This is a genomic window from Nocardia uniformis NBRC 13702 (assembly GCF_001613345.1).
Classification (GTDB): Bacteria; Actinomycetota; Actinomycetes; order Mycobacteriales; family Mycobacteriaceae; genus Nocardia; species Nocardia uniformis.
This window is the reverse complement of the sequence record NZ_BDCE01000046.1, coordinates 163,248-177,629: the sequence shown is the minus strand read 5'-3', so window position 1 is coordinate 177,629 and position 14,382 is coordinate 163,248. Positions and strand designations below refer to the sequence as shown.

Here is a 14,382-nt window from a genome sequence, read left to right as displayed (position 1 = left end):
GGTCACGTTCGGCATCACGCCGCCGCGCTCCAACCGTCGAGTGCGGTATCGACTCGATCGCGCAACCGGCGCAGCAATGCCATGTTCGCGGACAGACGCTCGTGGTCGACGGTGCCGCCGGAATTGGCGACCACCGCGATCTGGTTGACGTTGTTCGCGACGTTCGCCAACAGCCGTTCGATACCCATCAGCCGATCCGCCACGTCGCGACTCGCACCCACCGAACTACCGGCATCCGACAGCGCGGCTTCTACCAAGAGACGCGACACCGACACCTTCGCGCGCGCCGCGCGCGCCACGAGCTCGAGTTCTTGTTCGGGCGTGACCTTCACGCAGTGCGCCTTGGCCCGACCGCCGGTGGTATTGGCTTGGCGTTCTCGGCGCTGCGCGCGGGCGCGAGCCGCCACGGGGAACTGCAACACCTTCGCGTCGCCAGTGCCACGTTCGCCGACTCTCGCCTCAACCTTTGCCCGATTCGCACCGGAGTTCGGCACGCCGCCTGGCTTGGACGAAGTCATTGCACCGCCACCTTCATTAGCTGTTGACTAACCCAGCCACCAAGACGGGCAGTTTCGAATGAAAGTACGGAATCACACGGTGTCGACACAAGCCCTTGAGCTCGCCGAATAGCGGGCTTCGTTGGTTTCGTCAGCCCTGAAATGCCGTTAGCCCTTCAGATGCCCAGCGCAGCGCCACGCCGCAGGTGGGTCCGGCGCCCGCCGCCGAGCGGCAGCGTGAGCGAACGCACAACCGCTTAGATATCTAAGCATCCAGCTTGCTCAGGATTAGTAAGGATAGGCTCAGCAATCCTCGGGTCGCTGAGCTTTCGGGGCCTCTGGCCACGGTGCCCCCAACAGGCACGACGGGCTGCCGCGCGGCCGAACGCTCCCGAGGGAGAGTTTCCGAATGGATGCTTCCATTGGTGGCGTTTCGCGGCCAGCCAGCGCTACGGTCTCTCCAACCCCAGACCGGCCGAGGACTATCGCAGCATCCAGCAACGACGGTAGGACAAGATGACCGACGACGTTGATCAGCATCGGAACTGCCCCAGAGAGTGCCTGCTGAAACTGCCCCCTGCGGGAGTGGCAAAGCGTGCGTCGAGACATAAGTTCACCAGGGGGCAGCTCGAGGAATTGGTGCGGTTACTCGGTGGGCGGTGCATGGTGTGCCTGAACTGTCACGCGATGGTGGTCGATACCACGACCCGTGCGGCAGAGCGCAGACCGCGCGGTGTGCTGTGCCTGTTCTGCAAGGACCGAGTGGCTGGCTACGAGGGTTCCTATGGAGACGGCGCGCCGTTGGCCCTGGGGTGCCGGTGCAGTCCCCGCGACACCGCCGAATGGGAACCGCGAGTTACCGCGGCGACAGCGCAATACCTCGACCGGACCGCACGTCTCGAGCACTACCGTACGAACGCGGAACGGCTGGCAGCCTTGATCGCAGATGTGTCCGCGCACGGCGCCGACCCGCATCGGATCTGGGACGGTGCGCCTCTCGCCGATCTGCCGCAGCTTCCGACAAGGGAGGCACTACCCAGCCACGACTACAGCGACGACCCACCGCTCACGCGCCCCCGATGCGCAAATGAATGCCGAGAGCATGCAGAGCACATCTACATCGCGTGCTTCGAAGAGCCGACCCAACTACGTGACAGCGACGCCGACGGCATCGCCATCCGGCACTATGTCGGATGGACGCGGCAGCACCCGCCGATACGACGGGTCAGCCAGCACGGAGCGATTTGCCGCGAATCGCTGGTGGCGATCATTCCCGGGAGTCTCGCCGAGGAGGACTCGCTGAAAGTCAATGAGCGGTGCCCCAAATGTGGCGATCCGCTGTGGTACGGAGCAGCACGCCAGAGGGCGACGTAGAGCCAAATGAGGTTGTGCCGCCACCAGAGACAGACTGCGGATGCGGCGGTGCCATCCTGGACAGCGACCCGCCGCCACAACATCGTGTTCCTGCCGAGGCTAGAGACCGTACGGTCTTACATTGGTTGGGTGACCACACCGACACCGGAATACGCTCAGCTCGAGGATCTGGTGCGCGCCGAAGCGGACGCGAAACTCGCGGCGGTCAAACCGCTCGCGGACGCCTACCGGAAACTCCTTGCCGATCGCGACGAGTTCGCCGGCCTCGATGCGACGAACGTGGCCGCCGTCCGTGCCACCCGCGCGGCGGCGTTGAAAGCCGGATTCACCGAACGTGCACTCAACGAGGCGGGCTACCGAGCGATCAGCGACCTGACCAAACCCCCGGCGGCACGCAAGACCTCCGCGAAAAAGCCTGTCCCAGCTGTGCGGCAAGCACGCAAACGCGCTGCCGCAACCACCCCACCAAGCAAGGCCGCCGCCCCCTCGTCTGCGAGCGAACCCCAACCACCTGCCTCGCAGTAGCCGGGCTCGCGCTGGCCGGCGGCTCGCGCACCCGCCTGCGCGGCTCAGCGAACAGGGCGCGTGGGCTTGTTGCGCAAATAGGTGTGCGTGGAGCGCCCATCCTGGCCCTTGACCTTCACGACCTCGAACAGCCCGCACGTGGCAAGGAAACGGCCGGGTTTTGCGCGAGCCTTCTCCGGTAGCCGGGCGGTGATCCCCTGCGTGTGCATCCGCAGACAGACCTTCGGCAACTCCGCACCGTTGCCACCGGTACTCAGCACGGCCACCACCTCGCGGACCGAGGCCGCCCAGCCGTCAGATGCCTCGCCAGACTTGGCCGCCTTGACGGGTGCCGCTTTCGATTTCGCCGTCACCTTCGCGGCGGAGTTGCCCGCCGCAACAGCAACGGATGCCGGTGTGACAGCGGAGCGCGCGGGTAGGTCCTCGAGGTAGACGAACCGATGGCATGCGGCGACCATGGCAGAGGAAGTCTTGCGTTCCCCGTACCCGTGCACCGCGCATCCGATCTCTCGCAATTGCAGGGCCAGGTCGACGAAGTCGGAGTCACTGGATGCGATCACGACCGTGGTCACGTCCGTGGTGAGGGCCAGGGTGATCGCGTCCGCAACGATCGCATGATCAACTGTGTCCTTTCCCGGTGTCACGGTGGTGACCTGACGGGCCAAAATCGCGTGCGCGATCATCGCGGGCCGCCACCCCGCCAGATGGGTGCGGAAGAAGTCGCCATAGGCGCGCACGATCCGCAGCGAACCCACTTGCGAGACCGAGGCGAGGACCGCGCCTGCCTTGGCCGGCGCGATGTTGTCCGCGTCGAAGAGCACGGCGACCACCTCACCGGTACCCGCCCGCCGAGGCACGGGCATCGGCGACGGTACGGGAGGCCGGATCACTGACCGAAACCATCCGGCAATGCGTGGGCGGCGAAGCCGCGCGACCGGTCCGGCGCCCGCTGTCGTCTCGGTGAACATCACCTCTGGCAAGGTAATCGCCACTACGTGCCAACCAGTGCATTGCGCGCGCACTGGGCGTGCCGGGGCGCACCGGCCAGCGACACGCCCCACGCGACCTCCACACGTCAACAGATGAACTGGAAGGCTGCCGCCTCGATCGCCTCGGAACCGGTCGCGAAGGTTTCGACACGGCACTCCGGGAATCGGGTCTGCCCGCATTCGCACGCGCGGGTGAATCGCCACGAATAGTACGGCTCGCAATCGGCGTAGGGGTCCTCGCTGATGTAGATCGAACCGACAGGTTCGGTCTCGGCGCTGCGGTACAGCAGACCGCCGAAGCAGCCGAATCGAAGCCAGTCTCCTTTGCCTTCGCGGGTGATGATCCACCAGCCGTCACCGTAGGCGGCACTGATAGCCGGGGACCGGAAGGCGTAGCGGCTGCCTGCGGGATTCGGCCGCCACATGGGGCGGGTGTGGTCGGACATAATGGGCTCCTCGGAAAGTAGGTGATGCGGTGTGGACTCAGAGCCGCGCCGGGGCCGAATGGCCCACTCGTGGTGACGGCGAGTCGGTGCGGCCGGGTGTCCCCTGCCAGGTGCCCGCCGGTATGGCGGGCACGCTGTGCCGGGTGTCAGGCCGCTTGGTCGGTGCGGACGGGGCGGATGATCTGGAACTCGCGGAAGCGGCAGCTCATGCTGAGGTCGATGCCGAAGGCTCGGATGCTGGCGAGCGGTTCGCCTTTGCGGGAGGTGAAGACCTCGGTGCGCAGGTTGCGGACCTCAGCGCTGACCGGGTCGCCCTTGTCGAAGGTGCCCAGCACGCGCATGGCCATGGGACCGGAGTAGCGGACCTCGTAGGCGGTGGAACCGGTGTCGGTGTAGCCGTCCTCGGTGCGGCGCTGGTGGTTGTCGATGATGGTCACGTAGACCGCGATGGTCTCCGGCTGGGTGCCCGTGGCCTCGTAGACGACCGGGTCGCTGATCTTGGCGATGTTGCCCTTGACGATGGTGCTCATCGGATGTTCCCTTTCGCGGTTGGTTGCCTGTCTGGCTTGTCTCGTGGCCAAGGGCGGGACCGAGGAGAAGCACAAACGGGGTCTGCTGGGAAGCGACGAAAAAGTTGTTTCAGCGAACGCAGTGAGCGACCCGCGTTCTTTCGGGGGAAAGAAGTTTTTCGGTGCCGACCGGCCGAGCATCGCGAGCCCCGTTTTGCTGCGACGCGGCCCGCCCTACAGTCGCGCGACCTGCCAGCCAGGCGGACCAACGCAACAGGGACCTACCGATGCGTCCCTCGACGAGGTCACTCGACTCGATCTCCCCGCGACGCGCACGAAACGACCCCGACAAGCCGAACCAAACGCGACAAGCCCCGACGTACCGAGGACGGCTACACCGTCACCGCGCCGGGCCGTAACCGCGAGCCGCTGCTCGCGGACCGCCCGAACGTAGTGGTGGGCACCTTCGACAAGGGGGCTCGGCGCGAGCAAGGAGCGCCTGACTGTGAGCGACGGGAGGGGCACCGTCAGCAGAGATGACAGGACCGCCAGCATGACCGACGAGAACGATCCGCATCGGTACTGTCTCGGTGGCTGTCTACTTGGCAATCCAACCCGCGAGCTTCTTGCGGCGGGCCGCTGTCCACGGTGAGCGGGCTGGCATCAGGGTCTGCGCGCACGCGTAGCGACGGACGGTTTTCCGATCGAGGTAGGGCTTGGTCGAGATCGAAGCCGTTGCCGACAGCGCTCGCAATACGCACAGAGTCAGAGGGTCTTAGCGACCACAGCAGGGGGTCGCGCGAATGCTTCGAGCTGCTCTACACCCGCTTTGTGGCGCGGCAATCGGCGGCGGATTCGGAATCTGTGTCCATGCCTGGATTGGACGCGCACCGCATAGGTGGTTCCGAGCGGCGACACGAGTGTGCGTCCGCGCACTGTCCGGCGTTGTTTGATCGGTGATATTTCTGATTGCCTCTGAGCTCGTGCCACTGTGGCATGCCCACCTACTGCGCTGTCTCACAGGAACTTCTACGCCCCGCCGAGGTGAGGACGCGCGGGTTCGATCTACTGTGCAATGGAGCGTGCCGGATTTCGGACTCGCGACTACTACCGTTCGTTGGAGAGTGCATGTCGGACCCGATAGGTGAGGCGTTGGGCTGGCTGCACCAAGACCTGCTGGCCGCCCAGCTGGTGCTGGCGGCTGCGGGGCTGCCAGCGGAGGTGCCCTACCACGTCGAGGTGATCGAGGACATTCTCAGCGATCACGAGCAGCGTTGGAGCGGCGAATGGAAGTTGACCGTTGCCCGAGCTGTGCTCGCCGCCCGCGACGCCGCCAGGTGACCGGAACCTCGTCCAACGCAGCCAATCTCACGTCCTGGAACAGAATCGGTAGCCGAACTCTTATGCGCTGCGCCCCGACCGGAACGCCGATATCGTCGGAGCAATGCCTTCACTGACGTCCCGGCCTCCGTGGCAGGACACGGTTCTGTGGCCACCGCCATGGACGCCGTTGTTGATCGCGGCCCGCTGGTGGGTTCGCTACGGCACAGGAACAGCGCTCAAGCGGGCGCTGGTGCGTGAATGGCTCGACGTCGGCCTGCGCCAAAATCCCCGCCCACCACGGGTTGTCCGCACTCGACACCATGGACAATTCCACATCCCGACAACCATCGACTTCATACCGAGGACGATCTATGTCCAGGGATGTTGGGAGCCATGCCTTTCCACGCTAATCTCCGCGCGCCTACGACCCGGTGACGGGTTCATCGACATCGGCGCGGCCGGAGGCTGGTACAGCGTGCTCGCCTCACGCCGGGTAGGTCCCACCGGCAGAGTCGTCGCCGTGGAACCCACGCCCGCAGCACTCGAGCAGCTTCGGATCAACTTGGCGCTCAATCACTGTGGCAATGTGCGGGTCGTGCCCGCAGCCGTCGCCGCCGAACACGGACCGATACAGCTGTACCTGCCCGATCGTGGAAATACCGGGGCTATCACCACGAGGCCCCTCGAGAACCCCGCATCGGAGATCACCGCCGATGGGCTGCCTTTGGCGGACATCCTCGATCGCGGCGATCTGGCCAATGCCCGTGTGATCAAAATCGACGTCGAAGGCGCGGAGAGTACCGTCCTGGCGCAACTGGCGCGGCTGATTCCCCAGCTGCGCGCGGACTGCGAAATCCTCACCGAGATCACTCCGCAATGGCTAGCCCGCGACGGCCACACCGCCGAAAGTGTGCTTAAACCGATGACAGACAACGGCTTCCACGCGTACAAGGTGCACAACTCCTACGCACCCGAGGATGTGACAGTCGCTGCGCGCCACCCAATGGCGTTGAGCCCGACCGCCATTGACTCCGCCATCACTGGCCAGACCGATCTGCTGCTCACCCGCACAAGCCTCTAGCGGGCCGCCCGTCACCGAGGATCATTGATCTATCAGGCGCGCCGTCCGGGCGCACCAAACCTCCTCAATCGGGTCGAATGTCGTGCGGGCTCGGGTGGTGCCAGTCGGCGTTGTCTACTGTCACCGGCCGCAATCGGTGGTGATAGTCGCGGGTCGATCGCTAGAGTCGATACGCATGGGGCTGACGGAATTGGTGCAGTGGGAAAGTCGCAGTCGCGCCTGGCGCGTCGAGCACGGCCGCGCGCGGGACGGACGAGACTTGCAGGCGCCGCCGGACTCCCGGCGCGAATTCACCCCGCCCGGCGACATCGAGACCCGCGAAGTGCAGTGGATGGTCCCCGAGAGTCGCGTCCCGCACACACGGGACATACCAGCAGGCCGGCACCTCATCGACGGCCCGCAGCGCTACAGCCTGCTGGCCTGGCTGGGCACCGTCGCCGACTGGCGGATGAACCCTGACGAACTCTCTCTCTACGGAGAGCTGCCCCGTCGCGCCGACATCGCCGACGCCGCAGAGTGGCTGCACGACGAGGGCTTCGCCACTGTGTGGCGCGGGGACCTCGCAGGCAAGAACATGGCCCTGCTGGTGCATCCGGCCGGAATGCTGGCCGAAGTAGTGCCCCAAGGGCGGGGCTCCACTGAACTATGGGCGATCCACATCTGGTGGATGGCCGAACCCGTCGACACTTTCGCCTGCTACATGGCAGGCGTGGGACCACTGCGGCCATGCGCCGATACCACCTCTGGATGGATCAGCGGCGGTCGAACCGACTTCCAACCCGGCGGGTCCACCGGTGCGCTGCGTGTACAACTCGCGGCGCTGCGATCATTCGCCACGCTCGTGACGCCCTGGCCGCATGACTACAGACACATACATCTGTCCTGGCTCGGCGGGGAGCCCCACGGCCCCCGCAGCCAGAGAGAGATGATCGAACGCACCGATGAGCTGCTGAAGCTTCCCGAGATCCGCGCGCTGTTCGGCGACATCTACGACAAAATGCGACGCCTCGACTCCCCGCTGCACCACTACATCAGCACCGCCCACGACGGCTACGTCAGCGAAGTGGCAGACAAACTCGTCCGGTGGGCCAGCACCGATGACGAGACCGGGTTCGACTTCAAGGCATGTCGTCTACTGGATGGCCTCATCCACCGCCAGGCGAGCGTGCAACGGCTGCCCGACGCCGAACACGCCAACGACCTCAACACCGTCGACATGGTTGCCATCCACTCACGCCTACGCGGCCTCGATTCGAACGCGGCCAATATCGTCGACAACATGGACCTGTGGGATCGGGTGTACGGCGACGGCACCATCCTGGTCGACTACCCCCAGCTGCTCCCGGACTGGGCCCAGGCCATCACCTCGGCAGCGACGATCCTGCACGCCCACCTCGCAGCGGCGGACGCCATCGACGCCTCGACACTGTCAATCGGCGAACGCTGGTCGCGCACCGCCGCCGACCCGTACGACCCGCGATGACATGCGCTGGCAGGCGGCCCGAGGATCAAGTGACAAAGGTGATAACTGTGGGTAGGACCCAACACTGGCATTTCGGCACGTACCGAGCTATCGCCTGGCCGCCAGACCTCACTGCCGAATTCTCGCCCGCGTTCCCGACTTCGGCGGCAGCGAAAGCGGAGATCGTGGGTCATGTCTGCAACGACGTGACCTCGGATGAGGGTGCGCTGCAACTGATCCAGGTCGCACCACAACGGCTACGCGAGTTGGCGCGAGAGTGGGGCGCATTGCCCGACGAGCTGTTTCTGCACTATTTTCCCTGGATACAGGAGATTTTCCCCTGCGAGGGAGACTGCGCCGCAGCGGCGTATGCGAACGCAGTGGAGATGACGGAATGGCTGACCGACAACGGAGTAGTCGACGCCGAGGTGGCCGGTTCTGCTTCCGAATTCAGTCTCATCGCCCGACAGCCCAGCGGCAATTCACGCTTTTCCAGAATCCTGCTGGCCCAGGTCGATTCAACCGACGGCGCCGCGGGCGTGTGAAACCCGAGAGAGTGTCAATTGGACGGCGTGTGACTTCTCGCCCTCCACGCCGGGATCCCGAAACCGCACCGGCGAGGTCGGTCTATCGGCGTCCCTGGCGTCGTGACTTGCGTGCCGTTTTGCGGGCCGCCTTCTTTCGAGCATCCGCCGACTGAGCCGACTTCGCCGGTGTGGGTGACATCGAGGCCGGTGCGCTGGTTTCGGGCTTGTCGAACTTGCCTTCGGCCATGCGCATGCCTTCTTGCGCTAGGCGCAGGGATTCGGTTTTCGGATCGGGGACGCAGGTTCGATTTTGATACATCGCGCTGGTGAACGCGGCGGCCAGGTGCAGCGCCTCGAACGGTGCCCCTTGCGCTGCCCCCATGAGCCGTAGCCTGACTCGGTCCAGGGCGACGCCCCCGCCCTCGATGATCACGTTCAGCACGCGCTGCACGTCGCTGCGCCGTTCCGGTGCGACCAGCCCATCCAGCAGCACCGTCATCGCGGGAACAAGGTCGTCGATCGTGCCGCGGTACCCGGCCGCGGTCCACCATCCCTTGGCGACTTCGGTGATCGCCTCGACCGCGTTCGTAGCGTCGGATGGTCGGATGTGCATCAGCTCGTCGGCGACAGTGGGGCTCCAATCGGCGGCGAGCACATGGGTTTCGAGGTACAGCGTGGACAGTCGCTGACGTTGGGCGTACTCGTCGGCCGATTCTCCGGGTTTACGCGGGGCGGTCAGATCGGCCGGGACACCGATATCGCGGTCGTCGACCGAGGCCATGTAATGCATGAGAAGCATCCGGCCTCCGAGATTGCCTTGCATGACACGCACCGCCCACGGACCGGTGCCGCGCTCGGGCCACAGCTGGTCGGCAGCCATATATTCCGACACCTGGAACGCTTGCGGCGCGGGCGGATTAGGGAGCGGGTCCTGCGCGTCTGGGGTGCCTTCGGCCTTGGCGGTGAGGAACCGCAGCGGTGTCCGGCCGGCGTCGCGGTCGGCCGGGGGGATGTAGGTCCATAGCGTGTACCCGACGAGGGCCTGCCCGTCCTCACCGCGCGCGTACCAGGCTTGCTCGCCCCCGCGCGCACCGTGGGATCGTCCGTTGGCGTCGACCTCGGTTTTCATCCGGTGGAACAGCGCATGCAGTGGGTCGCCCTCGGCGGGGGCCACCGCGTGATCGGTCGGCGACGCCAGCGCAATCGACGCCATCAGGGGATCGGTGGCCAGGCGTCGCCACAATTCCTTGATCGACAGGTCCGCGAGGTCGGCGGGCCGGGTGACAGTAATGCCTTCGGAGCGGGCGTAGTCGGCGAGTGCGTAGGTGATGAGCATGATCGTCACATCGAAGTCCGCGGGGTTCCCGTCATCCCCGCCGAGACCAGATGTCGACAGCTCGAGCATCGCTGCCGCGTAGGCGTGCGCCGCGCGCCACGGTGTCCAGGTGGTCGGGGAGCCGGCCTGCTCGCTGCCGCCGAGGTCAGGGTTACCGGTGTTGCTCACGGATCCGAGGTTAGCAGCGCCACAGCGCATATCGCCTCGTGTAGCGGCCCTCGCACCACTAGGCCGGGGAGCCGAAAGCGGCGGATCTTGTTTTGCCGGAACGCAATCGGGATCGCCGGTGCGGCCGGTAGTCTCGGTGCCCGTGCAGTCGTACACCTTCCAACTCGGGACCGACCCGTGGCCCGAGGCAGTCACGCTGCTCCAGTTCTACGCACCCGTGGATCTGAGCCTGCCCGCCAACCACGAACTCGCCGAACTGATTTCCCGCTGGCGTGCGGCGGTGCTCGACGAGCCGATCACCCTGCTGGACTCGGACTACCTGCACGTCACCCTCGAATGCGTGACCGATCGCGTCGCCGCCGACATCCCTGCCGGGGAACGCGCGGGGCTGGTCGAGGCGGTGCACCGCGCGCTCGACGGCGTCCCGGCCTACCTCGGCCGCGCGGGCAGCTGCTACTGCTACCGCTCCGGCCCGCTCATCGACGTTTCACCCGCCGCCCCACTGACCACCGACATCCATCGGCGCCTGCGAGGTGCGGTCCAATCGGTACGTGGACCGGACTCGACGGCGTTCCCGGTCAGCAAAGCCCACGTCTCGCTCGGATACGGCACCGCGACCACCGACAGCGACCCGATCAACAAGAAGCTGCGCCAGATCGACCCCGCGGGCGCCCCGTTGTATCTGCCGCGGGTCGAGCTGGTCGAAGTCGCGATCGACCAAGCAGCCGGACAGCTCACGTGGGAAACTCTGGAGTCGTTTCCCCTCGGCCCCGCTCTGAGATCGGATACATGATGGCGGGCAAGAGTTGGACGGAAGCGAGCGAGGGGGAGCGACCGTGCCGGGTGAACTTATCGTCCACGGTAGTGCGAACCTGCTCAACCGTGGACTGGGCGACCCGGGCCTGGACCAGGAGCTGCGGGACCGGCGTGACCTCCAGGTGAGGGTGCTGACGCAGGCCGACGCACCCGCCGAGCAGCGCGCGCACAGCTGGAGTGTGCAGGAGATCGTCGCCACCAGCGAGGAAGCAGCCGCGCGAGAGCTGATCCAGCTGGCCGACGCCTGTGGCATGACCTGTTTCCATACGCAGCCGCCGTGGGACGCGGCGCCGACGTCGAAGCATGTGGCCGTGGCCCGCGCCGAGAGCTGGGCCAGCCGTACAGGCCACCGCTTCTACGTGGGCTTGATGTGGCGACCCGACATCGAGGCCGTGCCCGGCACATTCCAGTCTTATGGGCGTGGCCGCTCCCGCCTATGGCATTGCCTGGCCGCCGTCGAACTGGACTACGGCGGCTCACGGATGCGGGCGTGTTCCTGGCATGCCGATGTGTTCGATCCTCAATGGCGGATCTCCGAGGCGTACCAGATCGCGTGGATCGCGAACAACGGCAACGTTCCGACGTTGATCGGCTGCGACTCGAATTCTCTTCCGGCGTCGCGGGTGGGGGTGCCGTGGTCGCGGCGCTGGCGGCGGCCGTGGCAGCCGACCACGTGGTCAGACCCCGACCCCTATCCGGGCACCGGTTGGTTCCCGGATCGGGTGCATCAGCTCGACCCGACCGCCTCGGGGGTGCGTGGGGACCGCCGTGCCGACCGGATCCTGGTCGATCCGCAGTTCGGGCAGTTGATTGATACTGCGGTCGAGGCCGGACGCCCGCTGGAGTGCTCGACAGGGCATTGGCCGACCGACCGGCACCCACCGCGGCGGGTGGATCGCATCTACGGCACCCATCACTTCCGTGGCCGCGTGGCGGGCTTCGAGGCCATATCGACCGACGCGGCCAAGCGCGCGTCAGACCATCTGCCGGTACTCGCGCATGTTCAGCTCGGCGATACCCCACCCTGATCCCCGTGCGCCCAGGGAGGTGGTTTACCGGATCTGCGACACCGAATTACATTGGCGTGCATGCTGTCCGCGCCAGCGACGGGTATTGGAGGGGTAAGGATGCAAGATTTCGGGGAGCGGGTGTGGGCACCCACGGGTAGCCGCCCGCACGTCTACATCACGCCCGGCCCGGCGCTGGATGCACTGTGCGCGTCGCTGGTCGCCGAGTCTGGGCCCGTGGCGCAATGGCGACCGGACTGGCAGGACATCACTCGGCCCGTGGTTCGCCAGTTCTGGCACGTGACGCTGGCGTGGGCCGACATCCCGACCGCCGCGACCGTCCCTGGCAGCTGGGGCGACCTGCACACGGCCCTGAGCACAGCAGTCTCCAGACTCGACCCGGTCACCCTCACCCCAATGCGGGCCGAAGCCACCACCAACAGTGTCGTCGTGCGCATGGATCCCACACCGGAACTACTCGCTCTGGCCGATGCCGCCGGGGACGCGCTGCAATCGGTCTACGGCGCCCGGGTCGCCGTAGAGAAGCGCCCGCACATCTCTCTCGGCTACGGCCGCCGCACAGTCGATACCGCGCACTGGTCGACCTCGGTTGACCCGGTCACCGAAGTGGTCGGGCAGATTTTGCTGGTAGACACCGATACCTTCGGCGACGACGGGCTTTCGTGGAACCTGAACACACAACGCGCCATCGGGGTAGGCGACCAGCGAGCTGGAGCCGTCGACGCAACGGAACCCGGTAGCCCCCGAACAGCGCGCGGGTAACTAATCTGGCCGCGCTACAGCGACCCTGCGACGAGCGAACCCGGCCCAAAGTATCGCTCTACCTCGGCGACCGAGGGGGTCCCTGATCCGTTCGGTGGCTTAGCCAGCGCGTTCCAACGCTGCCTTGCGCTCATCGAATTCGGTGCCCAGCGCCACCTTCAGGCGCGGGCCGACCTGCGCCGGTCGGCTTCCGATAGCACCAGTTGAGCAAGCTGCTCAGCGGCGTCGGGATGGCCGCAGAGTCGAGCGCTTTGCGCGATGGCGGTTCGCTTTTCGGTGTCGCGGAGCAGTGGTTCGAGTGCTTGTCGCAACGTGTGCGCCGACACCTCATCGAGCAGTGCTACCGCAGCGCCGCGTTCAGCGAGAACGCCGGCGTTGTGTGCTTGCTCGTTGCCCGCGGCCGAGGCCAGCGGGATGAGCACCGACGCCTTGCCCAGGGCGGTGATCTCCGCGATCGTGCCCGCCCCGCTACGGGAGATGACGACATCGGCCAGGTCGAACACATCCGCCAGCTCCGGGCCGACGAACTCGGTCACCAGGTAGCGGCCGGAAAGGTCAGGGGCGAGCGTCGCGGCATGATCGGTCAGCTCGTCGATCGAGGACTTTCCGCATTGATGAATGACGTTGGCCCGCTCCAGCATCCATGGCAGCACTTCTCGCACCACGCGATTGATCTGCACCGCGCCCTGGGCACCGCCGGTCACATAGACAGTAGGTACACCGCGATCAAAACCACCGAGCCCGAGGACCGACACAGCCTCCTCGGCGTCGCCGCCGAACAGTTCCGCGCGAACGGGGTTCCCGGTCACCACAGCCGAGTGGCGCAGCTTTCCGCCCAGCAGCGACAGCGAGGACCCCGACGACAACGCTATTCGGCTCGCCAACCGAGACAAGAGCCGATTAGCCAAGCCCAGACGGACCGTCTGTTCATGGACGACCAGAGGGCGCCGAGCCAGCCAGCTCCCGAGCCCGGTCGGAACGGCGACATAACCACCCGTCGTGAGCACCACATCGGGACCGAACTGGGCGATGAGACGACGAGCCTGCAACACCCCGAGGGGAACCCGGCACATATCGAGAATGTTGCTGCGGCTGAACAACTTCAGCGGATTCGCCGCTCGCCGGATCTTGCCGGTGGCCACCGCCTCGAATCGCACGTCCTCGGCTGTAGCCACCCGAGCTTCGAGGCTGCCCGCAGTGCCGATCCACAACACGTCAAGCTGCCGGTCCGTCGCGGCAAGCTGAGCCTCCAGGGTGCGAATCGTCGTCAACGCCGGGTAGATATGCCCGCCGGTGCCTCCCCCAGACACGATCAACCGCAGAGGTGGAGCCGAATCGCCCGAAACCACATCGCTCGCGTCACGGTTCACGAATTCAGATTGTAGGCCCGGACTTTCGGGATCTTTCGAGGCGCAGATGCGATCTGGTTTGACGCTGACTGCGCGCCAGTATGCGGCCTTTTGATGGGCCGCTGGAATAAGTAGGCCCGTTTGCGCAGCCGGGCTCCTGGGGGGTTGCACCGTCCCTGTGGTTACGCGC

15 protein-coding genes are annotated in these 14,382 nt (G+C 66.0%); 9 read left to right on the top strand and 6 right to left on the bottom strand.

Annotation, left to right across the window (positions count from 1 at the left end; all coding sequences use genetic code 11):
- Nucleotides 1-14: 14 nt before the first annotated feature.
- The gene (locus NU1_RS40330; protein ID WP_084521451.1) at nt 15-518 is read right to left on the bottom strand and encodes a plasmid mobilization protein; all 504 of its coding nucleotides are present in this window, start codon (nt 516-518) and stop codon (nt 15-17) included.
- Nucleotides 519-1,184: 666 nt separating this feature from the next.
- On the opposite strand from NU1_RS40330, the gene NU1_RS15600 reads away from it, so the two are divergent.
- Both NU1_RS15600 and NU1_RS15595 read left to right on the top strand, forming a co-directional pair.
- Nucleotides 1,185-1,871 carry a hypothetical protein gene (locus tag NU1_RS15600; protein ID WP_067522033.1) on the top strand — a complete coding sequence of 229 codons (687 nt, stop codon included), beginning with the start codon at nt 1,185-1,187 and terminating at the stop codon, nt 1,869-1,871.
- 129 nt (nt 1,872-2,000) lie between these two features.
- Nucleotides 2,001-2,396 (top strand): hypothetical protein, encoded by a 396-nt coding sequence (locus tag NU1_RS15595; RefSeq protein WP_067522031.1) that lies wholly within the window; start codon nt 2,001-2,003, stop codon nt 2,394-2,396.
- A 44-nt stretch (nt 2,397-2,440) separates the two neighbouring features.
- Here the strand turns inward: NU1_RS15595 and NU1_RS15590 are convergent, their stop codons facing one another.
- The 3 genes from NU1_RS15590 to NU1_RS15580 form a co-directional block, all read right to left on the bottom strand.
- Nucleotides 2,441-3,217: an NYN domain-containing protein gene (locus tag NU1_RS15590; RefSeq protein WP_169815070.1), complete on the bottom strand. Its 777-nt coding sequence runs from the start codon at nt 3,215-3,217 to the stop codon at nt 2,441-2,443.
- 254 nt (nt 3,218-3,471) lie between these two features.
- Nucleotides 3,472-3,831: a hypothetical protein gene (locus NU1_RS15585; RefSeq protein ID WP_157552334.1), complete on the bottom strand. Its 360-nt coding sequence runs from the start codon at nt 3,829-3,831 to the stop codon at nt 3,472-3,474.
- 146 nt (nt 3,832-3,977) lie between these two features.
- Nucleotides 3,978-4,361 carry a hypothetical protein gene (locus NU1_RS15580; RefSeq protein WP_067522025.1) on the bottom strand — a complete coding sequence of 128 codons (384 nt, stop codon included), beginning with the start codon at nt 4,359-4,361 and terminating at the stop codon, nt 3,978-3,980.
- 1,107 nt (nt 4,362-5,468) lie between these two features.
- Here NU1_RS15580 and NU1_RS15575 point away from each other — a divergent pair.
- The 4 genes from NU1_RS15575 to NU1_RS15560 all read left to right on the top strand — a co-directional run bounded on the left by NU1_RS15575 (nt 5,469) and on the right by NU1_RS15560 (nt 8,751).
- On the top strand, nt 5,469-5,681 hold the full coding sequence (locus NU1_RS15575; RefSeq protein ID WP_067522023.1) for a hypothetical protein: 213 nt from the start codon (nt 5,469-5,471) through the stop codon (nt 5,679-5,681).
- A 103-nt stretch (nt 5,682-5,784) separates the two neighbouring features.
- Nucleotides 5,785-6,744 carry an FkbM family methyltransferase gene (locus NU1_RS15570; protein WP_084521449.1) on the top strand — a complete coding sequence of 320 codons (960 nt, stop codon included), beginning with the start codon at nt 5,785-5,787 and terminating at the stop codon, nt 6,742-6,744.
- A 175-nt stretch (nt 6,745-6,919) separates the two neighbouring features.
- A complete protein-coding gene (locus tag NU1_RS15565) occupies nt 6,920-8,227 on the top strand; it encodes a hypothetical protein (protein ID WP_067522021.1) in 1,308 nt (435 codons plus the stop codon).
- Between the two features lie 29 nt (nt 8,228-8,256).
- Nucleotides 8,257-8,751, top strand: coding sequence for a hypothetical protein (locus NU1_RS15560; RefSeq protein WP_157552332.1), 495 nt, complete (start codon nt 8,257-8,259; stop codon nt 8,749-8,751).
- Between the two features lie 82 nt (nt 8,752-8,833).
- On the opposite strand, the gene NU1_RS15555 is transcribed toward NU1_RS15560, so the two are convergent.
- Nucleotides 8,834-10,237, bottom strand: coding sequence for a hypothetical protein (locus NU1_RS15555; protein ID WP_067522017.1), 1,404 nt, complete (start codon nt 10,235-10,237; stop codon nt 8,834-8,836).
- Between the two features lie 142 nt (nt 10,238-10,379).
- Here NU1_RS15555 and NU1_RS15550 point away from each other — a divergent pair, with 142 nt between their 5' ends.
- The 3 genes from NU1_RS15550 (at nt 10,380) to NU1_RS15540 (ending at nt 12,843) form a co-directional block, all read left to right on the top strand.
- Nucleotides 10,380-11,030 carry a 2'-5' RNA ligase family protein gene (locus NU1_RS15550; RefSeq protein ID WP_157552330.1) on the top strand — a complete coding sequence of 217 codons (651 nt, stop codon included), beginning with the start codon at nt 10,380-10,382 and terminating at the stop codon, nt 11,028-11,030.
- 43 nt (nt 11,031-11,073) lie between these two features.
- The gene (locus NU1_RS15545) at nt 11,074-12,081 is read left to right on the top strand and encodes an endonuclease/exonuclease/phosphatase family protein (RefSeq protein WP_157552328.1); all 1,008 of its coding nucleotides are present in this window, start codon (nt 11,074-11,076) and stop codon (nt 12,079-12,081) included.
- A gap of 99 nt (nt 12,082-12,180) precedes the next feature.
- On the top strand, nt 12,181-12,843 hold the full coding sequence (locus NU1_RS15540; protein WP_067522011.1) for a hypothetical protein: 663 nt from the start codon (nt 12,181-12,183) through the stop codon (nt 12,841-12,843).
- 158 nt (nt 12,844-13,001) lie between these two features.
- Here NU1_RS15540 and NU1_RS15535 read toward each other — a convergent pair whose 3' ends face one another.
- Nucleotides 13,002-14,363, bottom strand: a complete 1,362-nt coding sequence (locus tag NU1_RS15535; protein WP_245720137.1) for a UDP-N-acetylglucosamine--N-acetylmuramyl-(pentapeptide) pyrophosphoryl-undecaprenol N-acetylglucosamine transferase — start codon at nt 14,361-14,363, stop codon at nt 13,002-13,004.
- Between the last annotated feature and the right edge of the window lie 19 nt (nt 14,364-14,382).